Annotated in this window: 16 protein-coding genes; 4 read left to right on the top strand and 12 right to left on the bottom strand. The window is 62.1% G+C overall.

The window, feature by feature from the left end:
* Window positions 1-475: 475 nt before the first annotated feature.
* From ACIQLI_RS01185 to ACIQLI_RS01160, 6 genes are all read right to left on the bottom strand, one after another.
* A complete protein-coding gene (locus ACIQLI_RS01185) occupies window positions 476-3,466 on the bottom strand; it encodes a carboxypeptidase regulatory-like domain-containing protein (RefSeq protein WP_400384157.1) in 2,991 nt (996 codons plus the stop codon).
* Window positions 3,467-3,675: 209 nt separating this feature from the next.
* Window positions 3,676-4,101 carry a peptidase inhibitor family I36 protein gene (locus ACIQLI_RS01180; protein WP_400384154.1) on the bottom strand — a complete coding sequence of 142 codons (426 nt, stop codon included), beginning with the start codon at window positions 4,099-4,101 and terminating at the stop codon, window positions 3,676-3,678.
* 100 nt (window positions 4,102-4,201) lie between these two features.
* Window positions 4,202-5,155, bottom strand: coding sequence for a carbohydrate kinase (locus ACIQLI_RS01175; RefSeq protein ID WP_400384152.1), 954 nt, complete (start codon window positions 5,153-5,155; stop codon window positions 4,202-4,204).
* 119 nt (window positions 5,156-5,274) lie between these two features.
* On the bottom strand, window positions 5,275-6,069 hold the full coding sequence (locus tag ACIQLI_RS01170; protein ID WP_089593486.1) for an ATP-binding cassette domain-containing protein: 795 nt from the start codon (window positions 6,067-6,069) through the stop codon (window positions 5,275-5,277).
* The gene (locus ACIQLI_RS01165; RefSeq protein WP_400384150.1) at window positions 6,066-7,112 is read right to left on the bottom strand and encodes an ABC transporter permease; all 1,047 of its coding nucleotides are present in this window, start codon (window positions 7,110-7,112) and stop codon (window positions 6,066-6,068) included. Before ACIQLI_RS01165 ends, ACIQLI_RS01170 begins: the two co-directional genes overlap by 4 nt.
* Before the next feature lie 87 nt (window positions 7,113-7,199).
* Window positions 7,200-8,312: a substrate-binding domain-containing protein gene (locus ACIQLI_RS01160; protein ID WP_354228780.1), complete on the bottom strand. Its 1,113-nt coding sequence runs from the start codon at window positions 8,310-8,312 to the stop codon at window positions 7,200-7,202.
* A gap of 176 nt (window positions 8,313-8,488) precedes the next feature.
* On the opposite strand from ACIQLI_RS01160, the gene ACIQLI_RS01155 reads away from it, so the two are divergent.
* A complete protein-coding gene (locus tag ACIQLI_RS01155; RefSeq protein ID WP_400384777.1) occupies window positions 8,489-9,499 on the top strand; it encodes a LacI family DNA-binding transcriptional regulator in 1,011 nt (336 codons plus the stop codon).
* 37 nt (window positions 9,500-9,536) lie between these two features.
* Window positions 9,537-9,830, top strand: coding sequence for a putative quinol monooxygenase (locus ACIQLI_RS01150; protein WP_400384147.1), 294 nt, complete (start codon window positions 9,537-9,539; stop codon window positions 9,828-9,830).
* Window positions 9,831-9,854: 24 nt separating this feature from the next.
* Here the strand turns inward: ACIQLI_RS01150 and ACIQLI_RS01145 are convergent, their stop codons facing one another.
* The gene (locus tag ACIQLI_RS01145) at window positions 9,855-12,458 is read right to left on the bottom strand and encodes a GH32 C-terminal domain-containing protein (protein ID WP_400384775.1); all 2,604 of its coding nucleotides are present in this window, start codon (window positions 12,456-12,458) and stop codon (window positions 9,855-9,857) included.
* Window positions 12,459-12,767: 309 nt separating this feature from the next.
* Between ACIQLI_RS01145 and ACIQLI_RS01140 the strand changes: the two genes are divergently transcribed.
* The gene (locus tag ACIQLI_RS01140) at window positions 12,768-13,559 is read left to right on the top strand and encodes an NAD-dependent epimerase/dehydratase family protein (RefSeq protein WP_400384144.1); all 792 of its coding nucleotides are present in this window, start codon (window positions 12,768-12,770) and stop codon (window positions 13,557-13,559) included.
* A 9-nt stretch (window positions 13,560-13,568) separates the two neighbouring features.
* Here the strand turns inward: ACIQLI_RS01140 and ACIQLI_RS01135 are convergent, their stop codons facing one another.
* From ACIQLI_RS01135 to ACIQLI_RS01115, 5 genes are all read right to left on the bottom strand, one after another.
* Window positions 13,569-14,162 carry a TetR/AcrR family transcriptional regulator gene (locus tag ACIQLI_RS01135; RefSeq protein WP_400384141.1) on the bottom strand — a complete coding sequence of 198 codons (594 nt, stop codon included), beginning with the start codon at window positions 14,160-14,162 and terminating at the stop codon, window positions 13,569-13,571.
* Window positions 14,163-14,206: 44 nt separating this feature from the next.
* Window positions 14,207-14,965 carry a MerR family transcriptional regulator gene (locus ACIQLI_RS01130; RefSeq protein ID WP_400384138.1) on the bottom strand — a complete coding sequence of 253 codons (759 nt, stop codon included), beginning with the start codon at window positions 14,963-14,965 and terminating at the stop codon, window positions 14,207-14,209.
* Window positions 14,966-15,042: 77 nt separating this feature from the next.
* Window positions 15,043-15,693, bottom strand: coding sequence for a PadR family transcriptional regulator (locus tag ACIQLI_RS01125; RefSeq protein ID WP_354228792.1), 651 nt, complete (start codon window positions 15,691-15,693; stop codon window positions 15,043-15,045).
* A gap of 243 nt (window positions 15,694-15,936) precedes the next feature.
* On the bottom strand, window positions 15,937-16,758 hold the full coding sequence (nadE, locus tag ACIQLI_RS01120) for an ammonia-dependent NAD(+) synthetase (RefSeq protein ID WP_400384135.1): 822 nt from the start codon (window positions 16,756-16,758) through the stop codon (window positions 15,937-15,939).
* A gap of 75 nt (window positions 16,759-16,833) precedes the next feature.
* Entirely contained in the window at window positions 16,834-17,856 is a 1,023-nt protein-coding gene (locus ACIQLI_RS01115) for a LacI family DNA-binding transcriptional regulator (protein ID WP_400384132.1), read from the bottom strand.
* A 135-nt stretch (window positions 17,857-17,991) separates the two neighbouring features.
* Between ACIQLI_RS01115 and ACIQLI_RS01110 the strand changes: the two genes are divergently transcribed.
* Window positions 17,992-19,350, top strand: a complete 1,359-nt coding sequence (locus ACIQLI_RS01110; RefSeq protein ID WP_400384129.1) for an ABC transporter substrate-binding protein — start codon at window positions 17,992-17,994, stop codon at window positions 19,348-19,350.

The raw sequence follows: 19,350 nt of genomic DNA, 5'->3' as shown, positions 1-19,350 counted from the left end.
ATTCGCGTCAGAGCACCGGCGCCTCGCCCCTCCACCGTTGCCTGCCCGGGGCCGAACACACCGCCTTTAGGGTCATTGATCGAGTCTGCGATCCGCCTTGCAAGGCCGACGTCGTCGCGTCGCGTCGGGTCGATCGCGAGACGGAGGAGCTGCGGTCCATCGAGAAGACCGATGGCGGCCGGTGCCCCACCCTCCGCCCAGATCCGTATCGCTGATGCCGTCTCGACGGCGCCGAGCCGCGAGTACCAGCCGAGGTCACCGGGATGCAGGTGGACGGGGCCGTCATCCATCTGCCATCGAGCAAGTGTCTCTCCAAGCTTCGTGAGCTGTGAGACGTCGGGCATGTTCATCTCTGCCTCCTGAACCGGTTTGCGGCCATTGATCGAGTCCCGACAGGAAGACGACGACGGCGGTGCTGCCGCCGTCGTCGTCTCTTAATCCCGTCACTAACGTCAGTTAGTTCCGCCGCTGATGATCAGCCGATCAGGGCAGTGGCAGCTGAGTAGCGGGCCAGTGCGGTGTACGCAGTCTTGGTCCCTGTCACGCGTACTTTGATGGCACTTCCCTTGTCCGCGGCGACCAGTTTGTACGTCTGGGCGGTGGCGCCCGAAATGGCGGTGCTTCCACGGAACCACTGGTAGGTCAACGTCACCGGAGCCGGCCCCCACACGCCAGGGGTTGCGGTGAGCGTGCTGCCCACCGTTGCGGTGCCTGCGACGGTGGGTGTGGGCCCGGTCAGCGTGCCCGCCGCGACGGCCGCAGTCGCAGCGGAGGTCTTCGCCGCCGTCGTAAACCCGGTCTTTGAGCCCGTGACCCGAACGGTCATGGTCTTACCCAGATCGGCGGCAGCCAATGAGTAGGTAGCTGACGTGGCACCCGTGATCGCGATGCCACTCCGGAACCACTGGTACGCCAACGTCACGGGGGCCGGGCCCCACGCACCCGGCACTGCCGTGAGGACCGCACCGACCTTCACCGTCCCGGAGATCGTCGGAACCGGCGCGGTCAACGTTCCCACCGCCACGGCGGCGGTCGCCGCGGAAGTCTTGGCCGCCGTCGTGAACCCGGCCTTGCTGCCCGTGACCCGGACGGTCATGGTCTTACCCAGATCGGCGGCAGTCAATGTGTAGCTGGCAGACGTAGCCCCTGTAATGGCAACACCAGTCCGGTACCACTGGTAGGCCAACGTTACGGGAGCCGGTCCCCATGCACCGGGAACTGCCGTGAGCGCCGAGCCAACCTTCGCCGTCCCGGACACCGTGGGTACCGGCGCGGTCAACGTGCCCACCGCAACGGCCGCAGTGGCAGTGGAGGTTTTGGCCGCCGTCGTGAACCCGGCCTTGGTTCCCGTGACCTGGACGGTCATGGTCTTGCCCAGATCGGCGGCAGCCAAGGCGTAGGTGGCCGATGTGGCACCCGTGATGGCGACGCCGCTCCGGTACCACTGGTAGGCCAACGTTACGGGAGCCGGTCCCCATGCTCCGGGAACAGCCGTGAGCACCGAGCCAACCTTCGCGGTCCCAGACAGGGTGGGCACCGGCGCGGTCAACGTGCCCGCCGCGACGGCTGCAGTCGCAGCGGAAGTTTTCGCCGCCGTCGTGAACCCGGCCTTGGTTCCAGTGACCCGAACGGTCATGGTCTTACCCAGATCCGCGGCAGCCAATGAATAGGCAGCTGAGGTGGCACCCGTGATCGCGACGCCGCTCCGGAACCACTGATAAGCCAACGTCACGGGGGCAGGACCCCACGTCCCGGGAACCGCCGTGAGGACCGAGCCAACTTTCGCCGTTCCCGTCACCGTCGGAACCGGCGCGGTCAGGGTTCCTGCAGCAACAGTGACAGAGGCCTGGCCGTAGTAGGGCTGAAGCGGCCAGTCGTGGACGCTGAGTCGTACGGTGACTTTTTTGCCGGCGTCGGAGGTTTGCAGAAGGAACGTGGGCCCGTTTGTCCGGTAGTCCGCCACACCGTTGACGAACCAGTCGTAATACGGGCCAAAATCAGGGGCGGGGTTCAAGGTGCCGTGGTCAACGGTCAGGGTGTTTCCGGCGCTGGGCGTGCCCAGAAGGGTGAAGGGCTTGGACGAGGTGACAGCCTCGGCGCCGGATTTTCCGCCGTGAACCGAGGTGGTGTGCGGGGCATATCCGGTCTTGGTCCCGGTGACCTTTGCCCAGATGTCGTACCCGGCATCAGCCGCGGTGGGGGTGTAGACGGTGGTGGTGGCGCCGGCAATGTCCTGCAATTCGGCATTGTCCTTGGAACGCTGCCACTGGTAGGCGAGGGTCACCGGGGCCGGTCCCCAGACGCCGGGATCGACGGTCAGTTTCTGTCCCGCCTGGGCAGAACCGTAAACGTACGGCCTGTCAGGAGTCAGCGACAGCCCAGCAACGTCCAGCTGCATGGTCAGCTTTACCCGCTGGCCGGCAGCAGTTGCTGTCAGAACGGTTGCCGTGTCTTTGGTGGCCGTGTTGTCGTAGCACTCGGCCTTGTACCGCTTATCGCGGGGCGTGCCCTCATAGATAGTGTCCGAGACGCAGAGCTTGTACTTCTTGCCCACTGTCATTCGCCAGTAGATCTTGCCCTGCGCATTCGAGGTCAGCGGGCCCATCTGCGGCCCTTCCCAGGCAGCCGTCGCGTCGTTGTAGACCCACGGGATATACCCGACGTCGGCAATCGGCGCACCCGCCGGATCGACGACGGTGGCCTCCATGAGCGTTTCATCCTTGAGAACAAAGTTCACGTTGGTCCATGCGACTCCTGCCGGGACCGTAGCCGCCGTGTACGTGTCCACGGTGCCGGTGCCGGTCCAGTACTGCTCCAGGTAGAGGCGCTGGCCCGACTCGTCCCGGACACTGATGTAGGCCTGGTTGGGCGGGATCTTGGTGAGGGTGAAGTAGCCGTTGGCGTCCGGCTTGGTACTGCTTATTTGTCCGCCGTTGTTGGGAGACGCGGAGACGGACACCGCTGTCAGGGGCTGGCCGGCCTTGTTGGTGACCCGGCCAGTCATGCTGCCGAACGCTTCCAGTTGCGGGTTGTACGTGGTGGTGGGGGCAGCATCGGTGACGGCGACCGGCGTCGAACCATAGGAGCTGGACTGGTTCGAGTTCCACTCGGAGGCGTACGTGGCGGAGCAGGGTCCGCTGCTGCAGGTGGTCCAGATTTTGTAACTGCCGGAAGCAGGCACGGTGAAACTGTAGGAACCATCGGCTGCAGACCACGCACCGGCAACGAAGTCGGCCCGGTCGTCATTGGTGTACGCACCCACCCACACGTCGCCCAGCGCAGTGGGCGTTGCGGTGGCCGTCAGCTTTCCCTTGACCACTCCCTTGAAGGTGTAGGTCGCGGCGGAGGCGGGAGCGATCCCGGCGAAGAGACCCGCGGCCACCAAAGCGACAGCCGCCAGGATGGCCCACACCCCCTGCCGTGTTCTCTGAAGTGGATGGTCGGCGGCAGGTCGCGGCAACGGCATGGGTAAGGTCCTTTTCCCCAAAAAAGTGACTGAAGGGACCGAGCGGTCCACTGCCATCGTAGGCGTCGTCCCGCAGCAGTGCCATGGGGAGTTCTGCCCCTCCCGCCAAAGCCAGGAAACCCACGACGTCGGCACCCGGCCCGGAGGGCATGTTCAGTCGCCTGCGGGCCGGGTTCCCCGATGAGTGACAGCGTTACCTGGCATAGTAACTATCTGTTTGCGCAGTTGCCTCGGTTGTCGATGAAGAACGAGGACACCTGGTTCTTCAGTCCCAGGGCTTCGAGGTTCCATCGTCCGCCGGGTCCTATGCTGCGTGGGTTTCCGCCGCAGTGGGAATCATCGTAGACCCAGACCGTTTCGCTGGTGTTGTTGATGATGGAGGCGGCGTTGTTGTTGACCTGGACATTCCATCCGTTCGCCCCGGCAGGGCCGTTGTTGAACAGTTCGTCACCTAACCAGCCATCAGAGTATTGGGTGTCGGCGCGGGCTCCCTCATAGTTGCTGTTGAAGTAGAGGCACAATCTTTCGTATGGACATGTTGAGCCTGCTTGGGCCGCTGGTGCTCCGGCAAGGAAAGCTCCTGCTGCCAGTCCCAGCAGTGATACGGTCCCAGTGATTCGTTTGACGAGCTTCATGGCAATACCCTCCCATTTACCGGCTGCCTGGGGCAGCGTCCCACCATGCGGCGGTGGCACAGTTACAGACACTAGTTCAGGAGACGCACTCGCGGAACGGCTATACCGAGAGTGGCTGCTGTTGGAGTCCTTCCAACCGCGCTTGAAGCTCGTCGGAGGTGGGAGGGTTGGCGCCGGGCCGGCTGACGGTGATCGCTGCGGCCAAGGCTGCGGTCTGTCCAATGCTCTCGAGCGCTGAAGGTGCAAACGCCTTTTCGCCCCTGGCCAAGAGTTCAAAGATGAGGGCGGCCATGTAGGAGTCGCCGGCGCCGATGGTGTCTGCAACGCGGGTCTTCGCTGATGGGGCGTTGAGGCGTGCCCCGGGTGTGGCCAGGAGCGCACCTTCAGCGCCCCGGGTGATGACAGCCAGCCGGGCCCCATGATCCAGGAGTCGGGAGGCGACGTCGTCCAGGGAGGATGCGGGGTACAACCAGTGCGCATCTTCGTCACTGAGTTTAATGACGTCGGTGAGGGGGAGCAGGTCCTCGAAGATCTGCTTGGCTTCAGAATGGCTGCCAAGGAGGGCCGGGCGGATGTTGGGGTCGTAGGTGACCAGGCAGGAGTCGTGGCTTTGTTCCAGGAGGGTACGCACGGTGGCGGCTCCCGGGGCCAGGAACGTGGCGATGGATCCGGTATGGAGGACTTTCGGGATCGTGGCCGGTGCTACGGGTGCAAGTTCCCACCGGATGTCGAACTCGTAGCTCGCCGAGCCGTCCGTTGCGAGGATGGCGGTGGCGGTGGCGGTTCGCTCCAAGGATGTTGATCCGGGAAGCAGCTGGACGCCTGCGCTGTGGAGGTGGGTGGTGATGGCGGTGCCGTGTTCGTCGTCGCCGATCGCCGTGAGGAGCCCGGTCGGTACCCCGAGGCGGCCCAGGCCGTAGGCGACATTCGCAGGGGAGCCGCCAGGGTAGCTGATGCTTCCTTCCCGGGTGTTCACAATGTCGACCAGGGCTTCGCCGATGACGAGGACGTCCAGTTGGTTATGGGCAAAGTCGCCTGGGTGAAGGGTGCGCATCTCGGTTCTTTCGTCGGGTTACTGGTGGGGCGGGGGAGGTATGGGTCCGTCCGCAGACCTGTGGGCAGGTCTGCGGACGGAGAAAGGAGTTCCGAATGGACGGAAGGTCCGGCATGGCCTTAGGCTTTGGCTGCACCGGTCATGATGGCGACGGCGTCGGTCATCGTGTGGGATTGCGGGGTGATGGTTGCCGCGCATTTGCCGAGGCGCTGGATGTGGATGCGGTCTGCAACGTCGAACACATGAGGCATGTTGTGGCTGATCAGGATGACCGGCAGCCCTCGGTCGCGGAGGTCCCGGACCAGCTGGAGCACCTGGTTGGATTCACGGACGCCCAAAGCGGCTGTCGGTTCGTCGAGAACCACCACTTTGGATCCGAACGCCGCTGCACGGGCCACGGCGACGGCTTGGCGCTGGCCACCGGAGAGATTCTCGACCGGCACGGTGACGTCCTGGAGGGTGGAGATGCCCAGGCGGGTCAGCTCTTCCTTGGCTTTCCTGCGCATGCCTTTGGTGTCGAGGATTCGGAAGAGGCTTCCCAACGGTCCGGGGAGCCGCTCTTCGCGGCCGAGGAACAGGTTCGAGGCGACATCGAGGGCGGGCGAAACAGCAAGGTTCTGGTAAACGGTTTCGATGCCGTGGACGCGGGCGTCCTGCGGCCGTTTGAAGTGAACCTGCTGTCCTGACACGAAGAGTTCGCCGGTGTCGGGAACTTCGGCGCCGGTGAGGCATTTGATGAGCGTGGACTTGCCGGCCCCGTTGTCGCCGATGATGGCCAGGACTTCGCCCGGGTAGAGGTCCAGGCTGACGCCGTCGAGACCGACGACGCGGCCGAAGGTCTTGACGAGGTTCCTGGCCTTGAGGATGGGCTCGCGGGTTTCGGTGCGGGGGGCTTCAAAATCTGTGGTGGTCATGACTTGACCTTTCGGATCCATTGATCGACGGATACGGCAATGATGATCAGGATGCCTACGGCGAGGGTCTGGTAGAGCACGTCCAGGCCAGCGAGGGAGAGGCCGTTGCGGAAGACGCCAACGATCAGGGCTCCGAGCAGCGAACCCCAGATCGAGCCACGGCCGCCGAAGAGGCTGGTGCCGCCAATCACGACGGCGGTGATGGAGTCCAGGTTCAAGTCGACACCGGCGTTGGGGCTGGCGGCATTGGTACGGCCGATCTGGATCCACGCGCCGACGGCGAGGACTGCACCCGCGGCAAGGTAAACACTCATCAGGACGCGGTTGACGGGGATGCCGGCCAGGCGGGCTGCTTCCTTGTCATCGCCCACCGCGTAGACGTGCCGTCCCCAAGCGGTCTTGCCCAGAATGAAAGCAACGGCCGCGTAGAGGAGGAGCATCATGACCACGCCAGTGGAGATCCGGACGGGTCCGATCGGGAAGGTGCTTCCCAGCCAGGTGAGCATGTCCGGCATGGCGGAGCCACGCACGGTGCTTCCGCCGGAGTAGAGCAGTGTCAGAGCGATGAAGATGTTCAAGGTTCCCAGCGTCACGATGAACGGCGGGAGCCGGAATCTTGTGACCAGGAAGCCGTTTAATGCTCCGGAACCAAGGCCGACGACGAGACCGGCCAGTAGGGCGACAGGCCCTGGAATGCCGTTGCTGACCGCGAGTTGAGCGATCACCATTGACGACAGGATCATGACCGCGCCTACGGAGAGGTCAATGCCTGCTGTCAGGATGATCAGCGTCTGGGCGATCGCCAGGGTGCCCACCACGGCAACCTGTTGAGTAATCAGGGACAGGTTCTCAACGCGCAGGAAACGATCATTGAGGAGCCCGAAGACCACCACGGCGATCAGCAGCACAATGGCAGGGCTGAGGGCTGGGTATCGGTGGAGGAGGTTGCGGATTCTGCTGAGGGGCGTCTGGCGGTCGAGGAATTCCTCGGCCAGGTCAGCATGCCCCGCGCTCGGGGGGCCGGCGGTCTGTTGCTGGGTCACTTGGGTTGCTCCTGAACTTCCATGTTCTGTAACTGCTGGGTATGCGGGGGAGACGCTCGTTGGAGCGTCTCCCCGCGGCGGAACGGGTTACTTGCCCCAGCAGATCTGGGATGCTTCGGTGGTGGTAATGCTCTTCACGCCGTCGGCGGGCTTGTCAGTGACGAGCTCGACGCCGGTGTTGAAGAAGTCCAGGCCCTCGGAATTGGCAGGCTTTTTGCCGGTCTTTGCCAGATCAACGATGGCTTTTACGCCCAGCTCGGCCATTTTGACCGGGTACTGCTGCGCCGTTGCGCCAATCACACCGGACTTGACGTTGTTCACACCCGAGCAGCCGCCATCAACGGAGACGATCAGGACGTCCTTTTCCTTGCCCGCCGACTTCAGGGCCTCGAAAGCACCTGCGGCAGCGGGCTCGTTGATTGTGTAGACAACGTTGACATTGGGGTTCTTGGCCAGCAGGGTCTCCATCGCGGTACGTCCACCATCTTCGGCGCCCTGGGAAGCCTGGCTGCCGACGATTTCGTAGTCGCCGCCCTTGCCGCCGGTGTACGTTCCCGTCTTGGCTTCGTCGCCGTTCTTCTTCTTATCCGCGGTGTCGATGCCGAGACCGGTCAGGAAGCCCTGGTCGCGGTTGTAATCCACCGAGACCACCTTGTCGTCAAAGAGATCGATGAGGGCGATGACGGCTTTCTTGCCCGCCAATTGCTGGGCGGTCCACTTGCCGATCAGCTCTCCGGCGTTGAAGTTGTCCGTGGCAAACGTGATGTCAGCGGCGTCGGCCGGGTCCGGCGGGGTGTCCAGTGCAATGACGAACAAGCCCGCGTCCTTGGCCTTCTTCAGGGCATCCACTACCGAGGGACCGTTGGGGGTAATCAGAATGCCCTTGTCACCCTTGGAGATTGCATTCTCAATGGCCTGGATCTGGGTGTCCTCGTCACCGTCGGCCTTGCCGGCCGCAAGCTTAAGATCGACGCCGTCAGCCTCGGCGGCCTTCTTCGCGCCATCCTGCATGGAGACGAAGAACGGGTTGGAGGTGGTCTTGACGATCAGCGAAACGCCGATCTTTTCATCGGAGCCCCCGCTGGATGAAGGGGAGGAGCTGCCTCCGCAGGCCGTCAGGCTCAGCGCGCCGAGCGTCAGGACTGCGCCGGCGGCAAGAAAACGGGTCCGGGCGGACCGGGTTGCTTTGGAACTCAACATTGAAACTCCTGGTTTTGTGGCTGTTGGCGGCGCAATTTCTACGTCTGACAACGTTGTCATTGAACATGTAAGCAAGCTCACACGATAGAGTCAAGTATTAAATCGAGTTGAGGAGCAGCAAGTTGACAACGATGTCTAATCGTTACCAGTCCGACTCCGGACGCAAGCGCCCCACCATGAAAAATGTTGCCGATCTCGCGGGCGTTGGGATCAAGACAGTCTCCCGCGTAGTGAACGATGAGCCAGGGGTCTCCGAGGCGACCCGTCAGCGGGTCATGCGGGCAACGGAACAGCTGCAGTACCAACTGGACATCACGGCAGGCAGCCTGAAGCGTTCCGGACGCAAGACCCAGTCCATCGGCCTGCTGCTTCCGAGCGTCTCCAACCCCTTCAGTGGCGAGATCCACAGGGCCATGGAGGACGCCTTGGCTGTGCGCGGCATTGCCGTCTTCGCTGCAAGCCTGGATGACGATCCCGACCGGGAAAGGAAGCTGATTTCAGCCTTCCTGGGCCGTCGGGTCGACGGGCTTGTGCTGACTACCATTGCCAAGAGCCAGGCCTACATGATTCCGGAGCACTCCCGCGATCTGCCCCTGGTATTCGTTGACCGCGAGCCCGCCGGCATTGAGGCTGACGCAGTAGTAACTGATAACGAAATTGGTGCGGCGAAGGCGGCGGCGCATCTCATCCAGCATGGGCATACCCGTCTGGCTTACCTTGGCGACCGGACGGATATCCAGACTGCCGGGAGGCGCCGGACAGGGTTCCTGGACGGCGTGGGACAAGCAGGCATTTCCACGTCCGGAGTCGCCGTTCGTGAAAACCTGCATGACGAGGAGACCGCATTTCGGGCTGCTCACGAACTGCTGACCTCGGAGAACCCTCCGACGGCGGTTTTCTCCAGTCAGAACTTGGTGACGTTCGGCGCCATGCGGGCCCTGAGAGCCCTCGGACTGCATCACAAGGTTGCCCTTATTGGATTTGATGATTTCACTCTGGCCGACATGATGGACCCCGGGATCACAGTGATCGCCCAGCATCCCGAACGCATCGGCAAGCTTGCGGCAGAGCGGATCCTTGCAAGGATCGATGGCGACGAGAGCCCCGCCCAAACGTATGTCATCCCAACTGAACTCATACAGCGGGGCTCCGGTGAAATCCGGCCCCAAGCTGACGCGGGCAAATAGCGGAACGATCCTAAACCAACCGAGCAAAGGACTGGCCATGACCAAGACACTGTACGCAGAGTTCACTGTCAAAGAAGGCAGTGAAACCCGCGTCGCGGAAATGATGGCAACGCTGACGGAACACGTCCGGAACGAACCGGGAAACGTGATGTTCCTGCCGTACACACGGGAAACCAATCCGCGGGAGTACTTCGTCTTCGAGGTGTACCGGGACGAGCAGGCCTTCCAGGAACATATCGGCGCCGACTACGGCCGGGAGTTCAACGCCGAACTTGCCGATCACATCGAGGGCGACGGTTCCGCCCTGACCTGGCTGAGCCCACTGGCATAGCCGTCCCTTGCTACGGGAGGTGGGTTACTTCTTTCCGGGAAGGAACATTGATCCTTCCATGGGGGTCACGGTGAGGGACTTCAGCTGCGCTGTTCCACCCTCCGCGAAGAGGGTCATCTTGTCAGCACCGGCGTTCGGGAATACCTGATCGGTGATGGTCCGGAGCCCGTCTCCGGAGAACGCTTCCACCGATGACCGGTCTACGTACACCCGCAGAGTGACATTGCCCTTTTCGTCCAGGGTGACAGGGGCGTCGTCAACGGACGCGAAGGTCGGGTGGAATGTGGTGTTTCCCGATTTTGTGCGGTCAACGAAGACCTTCCCGGTGGTGGAGTCGTAGCCGATGACGGTGGAAGAGCTGCCGTCGCCCAGTACGGTGATGCCTGACTTTTTCGCCGTGCCGGGTGCGAACGTGATGTCCACACGCTGGACCTGACCTGAAGCGGCAGCGGGCAGGGGGGTTGTTCCGGCCTTGATGGCACCGCCCTTCTTGTCCGTATAGCTGGGCTTTTTCGCGAGCTTGTCCACCTGCTTGACTACGCTTTGGGCAAGGCGCGGTCCATCGGGTGTCTGTGTCAGCTGAACCTCCCGGGGCAACGACATGGCGCTGCGCCACGGGTTGGTAGGAATGTTGTTGGCGTAATCCCAGTTGTTCATCCAGCCCAACATGACCCGCTTGTTATCGGGCATGTTCGAAAAGGAAACAGCCGCGTAATAGTCGCGTCCGTAGTCCAACCAGTCGTAAGACTCCAGCTTGGACTTCGCAGCTGTGGAGCTGGCTGTGAATTCATCGGCAAGGATGTGCCCCCATCCGAATCTGTTGTTATCGACAACCTTGATGTGTGCCTGCTGGCCAACGAATTCCTTGGTATCCCATGAGGTCCAATCCAAGCTTTCGCTGTCGTTGCCGGTGGCTGTACGGACCACTTGTCCGTTGACAACCAGGTTCACCGTTTCTTCATCGGACCTGGCGACGGCGGCTGTGTCAGTAAGCATGACGTGATCAAGGGTCATGTGGCCCCACCCGCCGGTAGCTTCGTCAACGATCCGCAGCTGTGCCTTCTGTCCGGCGAACTCCGAGACATCCCAGCCTTTCCAGTTCAGCAGTCCCGCGTTATCACCCGCCAGGGAGCGGACCACGGTGCCGTTGACAAGCAGTTGCACGGCCAGGGTCTGGCCTGGGTCCGCTGTTCGGTTGCCGCCTCCCACCAGCATGGACATGAAGTTCTTGGTGATGGGGAACTCGGGGGAGGTCAGGGTTCCTTGGCGGTCATCACCGGGTACGGCGCCTGTTTCGAAGGTGTTGATTCGCTTGGCGCCGATGTAGAAGTCCCCGCCGCTTGTGGCCGGCTGGAAATTGGGGGTCAAGTCGCCTGTCCCAGTCCAGCCTGCATTGGCCAGCGTTGTGCCGTCGGGAACCTCGAAGCCGTCAAACTTCAGCTCTCCCGGGGGCGGAGTGTTGTCCAGCTTGTCGGAGACGCGGGGGTGCTTGCCGCCGCCAACAAGGAAATTGAGGTAGTCGTCGGTCACGGTGAAGGTTGGTGACTGCATGGAACCCAGTGGCCAGTCGCCGTCGTTGAATGAGTTGATCAGTCCTGTTCCGCCGAACCCGGGTACCGGACTCTGGCCGGGCAGGGAGCCGGAGGCGGGAGCGTCACCGAAGGGACCGTTCTTCCAGTTGCCTGGTTCGTTGTTCAAGGTCCAGCCGTGGTAGGTCCCGTCGTTGAAGCCTGCCAGGACGGTGCCGGCCGGGACCTCGGCCACTGGTTTTGTGGTTTCGGAGGTGAACGTGGTGCCGTCAAAGTCGCCCACGAAGTACTGTCCGGCCGATCCTCCCGCGACACCGCCGGGATTGATGTTGACCACCATGACCCATTTGATGTTGTTCGTATCCCCATCCACCGCCAGCGGGAACAGATCAGGGCATTCCCACTGGCCGCCGGTGGCGTTGGCGGGCCCGAATTCGCTCAGGGCAGTCCAGTCCTTGAGGTTGCCGGACTTGTAGAGGAGCACCTTGTGATCCTGCGATTCGACTACGGTCATGACCCAGTAGCCTCCACCGGAGGGGTTGTCGTACCAGAAGACCTTGGGGTCCCGGAAGTTGGCAGAATTGCGGTCCAACACCGGGTTTCCTGAGTACTTGGTCCACGTCTGGCCATCATCCAAGCTGTAGGCCAGGGACTGGGCCTGCAGGCCCCGGTGCGGGGAAGGATCCTTGTAGGCGCTGGTGTAGATGGCCACCAGCGCGGGGTTCTCCTTGGTCCCGAAGCCCGTGGTGTTGTCCTTATCAACCACAATGCTGCCGGAGAACACGTCCTCCTGCGCATCGGTGGACAGGGCCAGAGGCTGCTCTTGCCAGTGAGCCAGGTCCTTCGACGTCGCGTGACCCCACGACATGTTCCCCCAGGTGTTGCCGGAGGGATTGTGTTGGTAGAACAGGTGATAGACCCCCTTGTGGAAAACCATCCCATTGGGATCGTTCATCCAATTTTTCGCTGGTGTGAAGTGGTAAGCAGGTCGAAACTCCTCACTTCCCACCCCGGGTGCTGCAGAGGCTGGTGCCACGCCGGCCATGATGCCCGAAAGCGTCAGGCCCGCCAGCGTCAACGCAGACGTCGCTGCCCGCATCCTACTGATCGTGAATTTAGTCATTGTTCTTCCAAGTCGCCCTTCATCGCGCGTGCCCATCCCCACTTAGACAACGTTGTCAGTGTGTTGAAAGCTACGATAAGTCCACCGGACAAGTCAACGGTCGTTCGAAAGGGTATGCAGGTGATCGTCGAGGCTCAGGCAGGTCGGACATCGTTGTCGACGTGAGGTTGAGCGGTGACGGACGGCCGACGGCGGCGGGTGCTGCCGCCGTCGTCGTCTTTCCGACATCTCTCCGACCGGAACCGGAAGCCTCCAGCCGGGGGGAAGGCGCAGTACGGTTGGGGGATGGTTGATGTTGCGGGGCGTCGTTGGGTCATTACAGGTGCGGCCGGGACGATTGGAACTGCCTTGCGGGCCGCCCTCGCCGAGATGCGGGTTGAGCTGGTGTCCACCGATATTCGCCCGGTGTCGCCGGTGGCCCCGCAGGATGTGGTGGCGACCGCGGATCTCAGTGACCTGAACTCGTTGGTGGAGCTGTTCGGAGGCGCTGATGGCGTGATCCACCTCGGGGGAATTCCTGATGAGGCGGATTTCCATGACCTGGCGGAGGTCAACATCGTCGGCACGTATCACGTTCTCGAGGCTTCCCGACGTGCCGGGGTTCCTCGAGTGGTGTACGCCAGCAGCAACCGTTTGACGGGCATGTACTCCGCTGGCGATCCGGTCTCATCGGACATGCCACCCCGTCCCGATGGCTTCTACGGAGTTTCGAAGGTCGCGGGAGAAGCCCTGTGCCGGCTCTACGCGGACAAATTTGGCATCAGTACCATCGCCGTACGTATCGGCAGCTACGAACATCGACCGGGTTCCGCCCGCGAGCAGCGGACCTGGCTTAGCCCGTCAGATGCGGTTCGGGCTTTCCTCGCCGCGATGACCACCGCAGAACACGTCGCCGTCTTTTACGCCGTCTCCGCGAACGCCGGCCGGTGGTGGGACCTCAAGGCGGGAGACGCCGTCGGGTTCATTCCTGAGGATGACGCAGCCCGGTGGGGAGCGCCGGAGGATTATGATCCAAAGTTGCCTCAAGGCGGGATTTACGCGACCCAGAAGTACTCCATTGACAAGATGTCCCTGTAGCAGGGGTGCTTAGCGCTGCGACGGCGCGAAAGCGATCTCTTCGGTGCGGGCAATGCCTCGCTCGATGGCCGCCTTGTCGATGCCCAGAAGCGTGGTGAGCCACATGCCGTTCTGCACCACAACGATGTCGGCGGCCCGCTCCCTGCATTCTTCGGGAGACAACCCGGAGATGGCGTTGCCGATCAACGCCGCAAGCCCTTGGAGATACCGGTCAAAGGCTGCGGCATTAATCTGTGCAAAGTCCTCATGTGCCTGGGCAAGAGCCCACAAATGGAGGCGGAGGGACAGGTAGGGCGTGGTCAGGAGCCCAGGGTCCGCAACGCGACGAAGAGACTCGCGGAGTTGTTCGTCCGGGGTGGAGGTGGGTGAAGGCTCCACCAGCAGGAGGTCGTGCTCTTCGATCTGGTGGAGCACCGCGCGAATCAAACTCGATTTGTCTTCGTAGTAGTAATTCACCAAGCCAAGTGCGACGCCGGCTTCACGTGCCACGGCGCGCATATTGATGCCCGAAATGCCGTGGCGGGACAGTAGTTCCAGTGCCGCGTCAAGAATGCGCTTCTGTCTGTCAACCTGTTCGCCGGACTTGACGGTGCTTGTACCCATCCGGCCAGACTATTGCCTAACCCGGATCAGCGCATCCTGACCGTTTAGAGGTTCTCATCCGCGTAGACCCGCAGGGCATCCCGGACGAAGGCAGCCCCTGATTCCCCGCCGTAATTGGCGGCAAACCTAGGGTCGGCGACGTACATCCCGCCGAGTCCCGTGACGTAACCCTTGACGTCTCCGCCAGGTACCGTCGTCGGGGTTCCCGGAATGCCGCGAAGCCACTCGACGTGGCGCCGTGCAAGGTCCTGCGCCTCGGCGCTGTCAGGGTCAACCCCTGACTCCGCGGCGGAAATCCAGTCCGTGCCCAGCTGTTGGACGCGGTCCTTCCACTGCTGCTTTTCGTCGGCGCACATCCCGCGCCACCACGAATCCCCGGCGGCGTAGGCATCCTTGCCCCAACGCTCCTCCACCTCGTCCTTGTACTGAGTGTGGTCGAAGCCATCAAACATGTTCTGTGCCATGTACTTTCCATCCCCTTTCATTGTGTCGATGGTCTGCCGGACGGACGCGATCTGCCGGGTCAGCCTGTCCTGCTCCTGGGCGAGCCATTCCAGATGGCTGCTCAGCGCTTTGACGGTGTCCGTCTCGCGATCGAGAACCTCGGCGATGGCAGGGAGTCCAAGCCCCAGTTCCCGGAGCAGGAGGATGCGCTGGAGCTGAACCAGGGCCGGACCGTCATAGTAGCGGTAGCCGTTATGGCCGGTCCGGCTTGGTTTCAGCAGTCCGATGTCGTCGTAGTGACGCAGCGTGCGGCTGGTAGTCCCTGCAATCTGGGCGATTTCCTGAATTGACCAGTCCATACGTCCTCCGTCCTGTGCTTGTCCTTCGACAGTAGGGGTTGACGTTACGTCAAGGTCAAGGGAATGGTGACCAGCACTTAGTCGGCCAGGATCAGGTAGAGGGCACGGCGGGTTTCGTCCAGCTTCTCAATGGCTGCCTGGCGCTGTTCGTCGGTGGCGGCCGAACGGAACTGGTGAACGACGCCCATGAGCTTGCCGACGCTTTGGTGGAAGGCTGCGCCGGTTCCGTCTGCCTCCGTGTTCCAGGCGTTGGCCAGTTCTTCCTCATGCTCGGCAACGTAGGCCTTGCCATCGTCCGTGAGCGTGAACTCGGTGCGTCGGCCTTCGCCGACGGCGACGATCAGTTCTTCGTCCACCAGTTGCTGCAGGGTGGGGTAGACGGAGCCGGGGCTGGGACGCCATGCGCCGGAGGTCTTCTCCGCGATGGTCTTGATCAGGCCATAGCCGTTGGAAGGAGCCTCCGCCAAGAGCGAGAGAATCGCTGCCCGGACGTCACCACGGTTTGCCCGGCGCGAGCCGCCGGGGCCGAAGCCCCTTGGCCCGAATCCGGGACCAAAGCCAGGACCAAAACCGCCCGGACCGAAGCCCGGACCAAATCCGCCGCCGCCGTGTCCGCCCGGTCCGCGTCGGCCCTTGCCCCTGTTGAAGCGGCCTCGGCCATGTCCGTGTTCAGGGTGGTCGTGGTCGTGCCCGGGGAATGAGTTGTTGTTTTCGTTGATGCCTTTCATAGCAGCATCGTCCTTTCGGTTGAATGATTCACCGAAGTATCGGCGATAGTTAACGATATATCGGTAACTATCGTGACGTCAAGAGGTGAAATCGAGAGGGTGAGCGAGGGATGGTGGGAAGGGCGCGGGATGTGAGAGAGGGATGGTTAACGCACGACGGCGGGTGCGGACTTCCGTACGGAAGCCGGCACCCGCCGTCGAGGTTGGTACTGGAGAAGCGTGGTTGGTTTTAAACGGACGCTGCTATTTCCACCAGGTGTCGAAGATGGTGACCGGAACGGTGCGCTTGTGGCGCGTGCGGAGGTATTTCCGCTCGATGAGCTCCGCGGCGTCCTGGGGGATGTCGCGGCCTTCGAGGTAATCGTCGATCTGGTCGTAGGTGACTCCGAGCTCGTCCTCGTCCGTGCGGCCGGGCTTGCTGTCCAGGAGGTCGGCGGTGGGAACCTTCTCCCAGACCCGTGAAGGTGCGCCGAGTTCGGCCAGGAGGGTGCGGTTCTGGCGCTTGTTCAGGCCGAACAGCGGCAGGATGTCCGCGCCGCCGTCGCCGAACTTGGTGAAGAAGCCCGTCACTGACTCTGCGCCATGGTCCGTGCCGATCACCAGGTAGTTGTGCTCACCGGCCAGTGCATACTGGGCGATCATGCGTGCGCGGGCTTTGGTATTGCCCTTATGGAAATCGGAGATCGGGGCGCCCGTGGTCTTTTCGAATTCGTCCTCGAAACCGTCCACGGCTTGGGAGATGTTGTAGGTCCACTCGGTCTTGGCTTTGATGAAGTCGAGGGCCGCCTGGGCGTCGTCTTCGTCATGCTGGATGCCGTAGGGGAGCCGGACGGCTACGAAGTTCGCTTCCACGCCCTCGGCTTCGAGCTCTTCCACGGCCAATTGGGCCAAGCGGCCGGCAAGCGAGGAATCTATGCCACCGGAGATTCCAAGAACGAATCCCTTAGTGTGCGTCGCCTTGAGGTAATCCTTCAGGAAATCGACGCGCTTGCGGACCTCCTCTGCAGGGTTGATCCGGGGCTGGACGCCCATTTCTTCAATGATCTTTTCCTGGAGTTCGCGCATGGTCCAACACTAGTCAGCCCGGTCACAAAGGCTCAACCATATTGCGCGGTGATTCGGGCTGGGCGGTGATTCGGGCTAAGCGGAGGGGACCGGACCCGTTGAGCCGCGCACTGTGAGGTGGGTGGGCATGACAGCTAGACGACGGCTGGATCCCGCATGCAGGGGATCCAACTGTGCAAGCAGCATGGAGACGGCCACGCGTCCGGCTTGCTCAATGGGTGAGGCCATGGTGGTCAAGGGTGGGTTACAGAAGTCTGCGCCGAAGATGTCGTCACAGCCCACAATGCTCATGTCCTCAGGGACCCGGATGCCGCGCTCGCGAAGTCGCTGGAGCATACCTATGGCCAGAAGGTCATTGAAGACAATGCATGCGGTTGCGCCTGTGCGGGCCGCGGCGTCGGCGGCTGCCGCACCCGATGTTGTCTTCGGCGTAAAAGGGCCAACTCGGGAAGTTGTGAGTCCGCGCTCCCGGCATTCGTCTTCAAACGTCTTCCATCGCTTGAGATTGGACCAGGACGACGCCGGTCCCCCCACGTAGCAGATTTTGGAGTGGCCCAGTGAGCTGAGGTGTTCCAAGGCTTGAACCACAGCACCCGGGGTGTCGATCATGACAGTGGGTGCGTTCGCCGAGGACCTGTTGATTGTTACGATCGCCTGTGATGACGCCGCCTCGAGTATCTGGGCGTCGGTTAGTCGGGACGCGGCAAGAATGAATCCGTCGGCCGTCCGCTGCATTTTGCGGAGAGTGTCCGCTTCCATCTCGGCGGATTCCTCGGTATCCACCAGCAATTGTGTGTACCCGGCCGCTTTTAGCTGGTTCTGGGTGCCTCTAATGATGTCGAAGTAGAACGGGTTGGTGACGTCGGGGACCAGTAGGGCGATGGCGTTGGTCCGTCCGGAACTCAAACCCCGCGCCTGCGAACTCGGCACATAGTTCAGCGCTGCCGCGGCCTGCTCAACCCGCTCCCGCGTCACGTGGTTTACCCGGCCAGGGTTGGAGAGCGCCCTGGAAACAGTAGATGTGGCAACACCCGCCAAGTCGGCAACGTCGCGGATGGTGGGGACTGCTGCAGCCGTGCGGGCTTTTTCGTCTGCCATGTCCGCTATTGGAGCACTTTTGGCAACTTTTGGCAAACGCTTGCCGCGCGGATTGCCATCTCCCTAGACTCGACATCGAAGCCCCTGTGACGCACGACACCACCACCTGCGGGCTTGGTATCCAAGGAGGAAACAATGAGGTTTGCACCATCAGCGAAGCTGGCCGCCGTCATAGCAACGGCCGCCCTGGCTTTGACTGCCTGCGGGGGAAGCGGCAGTAGTTCGGACAGCAGTGGAGGTGCCGTGGACGGCACCGGGAAGAAGTTGAGCGTCCTGACCGGGGTTAACAACCAATACCCGGAGCAGCAGAAGGAATGGTTCAAGGACATTGCCGCCAAGTTCAAGGAAAAGACGGGTGCAGATGTTGAGTTCGAAACATTTGCCTCCGCGAACGACGAACTGACCCGTATCCAAACATCCGTGGTTTCAGGCCAAGGTCCTGACGTCTACAGCCTCGGTACTACCTTCACTCCCACGGCTTACGCCACCAAAGCATTTGTGACCCTCACTGATGATGACTGGAAGAAGGTCGGAGGAAAAGACCGCTTCAACCAAGCTGCCCTTGGCATTTCCGGCCCGGACGCCGAGCATATGGCCGGCATCCCGTTTGTCAGCCGCCCGTTTGTCATGGCTTACAACAAGGATCTCCTTGCTGCTGCAGGCATAGAGAAGCCGGCAACCACGTGGGACGAACTCGCTGAGCAAGCCAAGAAGATGACCAATGCCGGGGCCGGTACCTACGGCCTGGCTACCGGGTACAAGGACAACTTCGACCCTTGGAAGTTCATTTGGGCCATGTCCATCCAGGCTGGCAACCCACTGGTGGACGGCGACAAGTTGAAGATGGATGACCCCACCGTCAAGAAGGCCTACGAGACCTACTTCGGCTGGCTCACCAAAGACAAGGTCGTGGATCCTGCAGCGATCGGATGGAGCAACAGCAACGCCGTTGCAGCCTTCGCATCCGGCAAAGCCGGCTATCTGATGATGACGACGTCCAGCTCGGTCCCAACGTTGGAGAAGTCGGCTATCGCAGGTAAGTATGCATACTCGATCATGCCCACCACGGCTCCCGGCGAGACCTCACCCAAGGGCGACGGCGATAAAGCCGCCAGCATCCTCTCGGGAGACAACGTAGTGGTTGCCGACTACTCCCAGCAGAAGGATCTGGCCTTCGCCTACATCGAGCTCATCACCTCCAAGGACGAGCAGTTGAACTACCAGAAGATCTTTGGCGAGCTGCCAGCCAACGCTGAAGCCCTGGCCGCTCTGACTGATCCGAAGCTGCAGCCCATCGCCGATGCTGCAGGTAAGTCCAAAGCAACTCCGTTTACTGGCGCATGGGGCGATATCCAGTTGGGATTTCTGAACGTAACGGTCCAGTCCATCCCGGACTTGGCCAATGGCTCCGTGGATAACTCGGCCCTGGAGTCACGGCTCAAGGACGCCCAGTCCAAAGGACAAGCGTCCCTCGACCGGGCCGCGAAGTCCTAG

This window comes from Paenarthrobacter sp. NPDC091669, assembly GCF_044756725.1.
Lineage (GTDB): Bacteria > Actinomycetota > Actinomycetes > Actinomycetales > Micrococcaceae > Arthrobacter > Arthrobacter bambusae_C.
Note: the sequence above shows the minus strand (reverse complement) of the source record. Positions and strands in the feature narration are given on the sequence as shown.

What these genes read in the sequence shown, in the direction of transcription:
- ACIQLI_RS01185 (WP_400384157.1), bottom strand. Translation starts at nt 3,466, where the DNA reads ATGCCGTTGCCGCGACCTGCCGCCGACCATCCACTTCAGAGAACACGG.
- ACIQLI_RS01180 (WP_400384154.1), bottom strand. Translation starts at nt 4,101, where the DNA reads ATGAAGCTCGTCAAACGAATCACTGGGACCGTATCACTGCTGGGACTG.
- ACIQLI_RS01175 (WP_400384152.1), bottom strand. Translation starts at nt 5,155, where the DNA reads ATGCGCACCCTTCACCCAGGCGACTTTGCCCATAACCAACTGGACGTC.
- ACIQLI_RS01170 (WP_089593486.1), bottom strand. Translation starts at nt 6,069, where the DNA reads ATGACCACCACAGATTTTGAAGCCCCCCGCACCGAAACCCGCGAGCCC.
- ACIQLI_RS01160 (WP_354228780.1), bottom strand. Translation starts at nt 8,312, where the DNA reads ATGTTGAGTTCCAAAGCAACCCGGTCCGCCCGGACCCGTTTTCTTGCC.
- ACIQLI_RS01155 (WP_400384777.1), top strand. Translation starts at nt 8,489, where the DNA reads ATGAAAAATGTTGCCGATCTCGCGGGCGTTGGGATCAAGACAGTCTCC.
- ACIQLI_RS01150 (WP_400384147.1), top strand. Translation starts at nt 9,537, where the DNA reads ATGACCAAGACACTGTACGCAGAGTTCACTGTCAAAGAAGGCAGTGAA.
- ACIQLI_RS01145 (WP_400384775.1), bottom strand. Translation starts at nt 12,458, where the DNA reads ATGCGGGCAGCGACGTCTGCGTTGACGCTGGCGGGCCTGACGCTTTCG.
- ACIQLI_RS01140 (WP_400384144.1), top strand. Translation starts at nt 12,768, where the DNA reads ATGGTTGATGTTGCGGGGCGTCGTTGGGTCATTACAGGTGCGGCCGGG.
- ACIQLI_RS01135 (WP_400384141.1), bottom strand. Translation starts at nt 14,162, where the DNA reads ATGGGTACAAGCACCGTCAAGTCCGGCGAACAGGTTGACAGACAGAAG.
- ACIQLI_RS01130 (WP_400384138.1), bottom strand. Translation starts at nt 14,965, where the DNA reads ATGGACTGGTCAATTCAGGAAATCGCCCAGATTGCAGGGACTACCAGC.
- ACIQLI_RS01125 (WP_354228792.1), bottom strand. Translation starts at nt 15,693, where the DNA reads ATGAAAGGCATCAACGAAAACAACAACTCATTCCCCGGGCACGACCAC.
- nadE (WP_400384135.1), bottom strand. Translation starts at nt 16,758, where the DNA reads ATGCGCGAACTCCAGGAAAAGATCATTGAAGAAATGGGCGTCCAGCCC.
- ACIQLI_RS01115 (WP_400384132.1), bottom strand. Translation starts at nt 17,856, where the DNA reads ATGGCAGACGAAAAAGCCCGCACGGCTGCAGCAGTCCCCACCATCCGC.
- ACIQLI_RS01110 (WP_400384129.1), top strand. Translation starts at nt 17,992, where the DNA reads ATGAGGTTTGCACCATCAGCGAAGCTGGCCGCCGTCATAGCAACGGCC.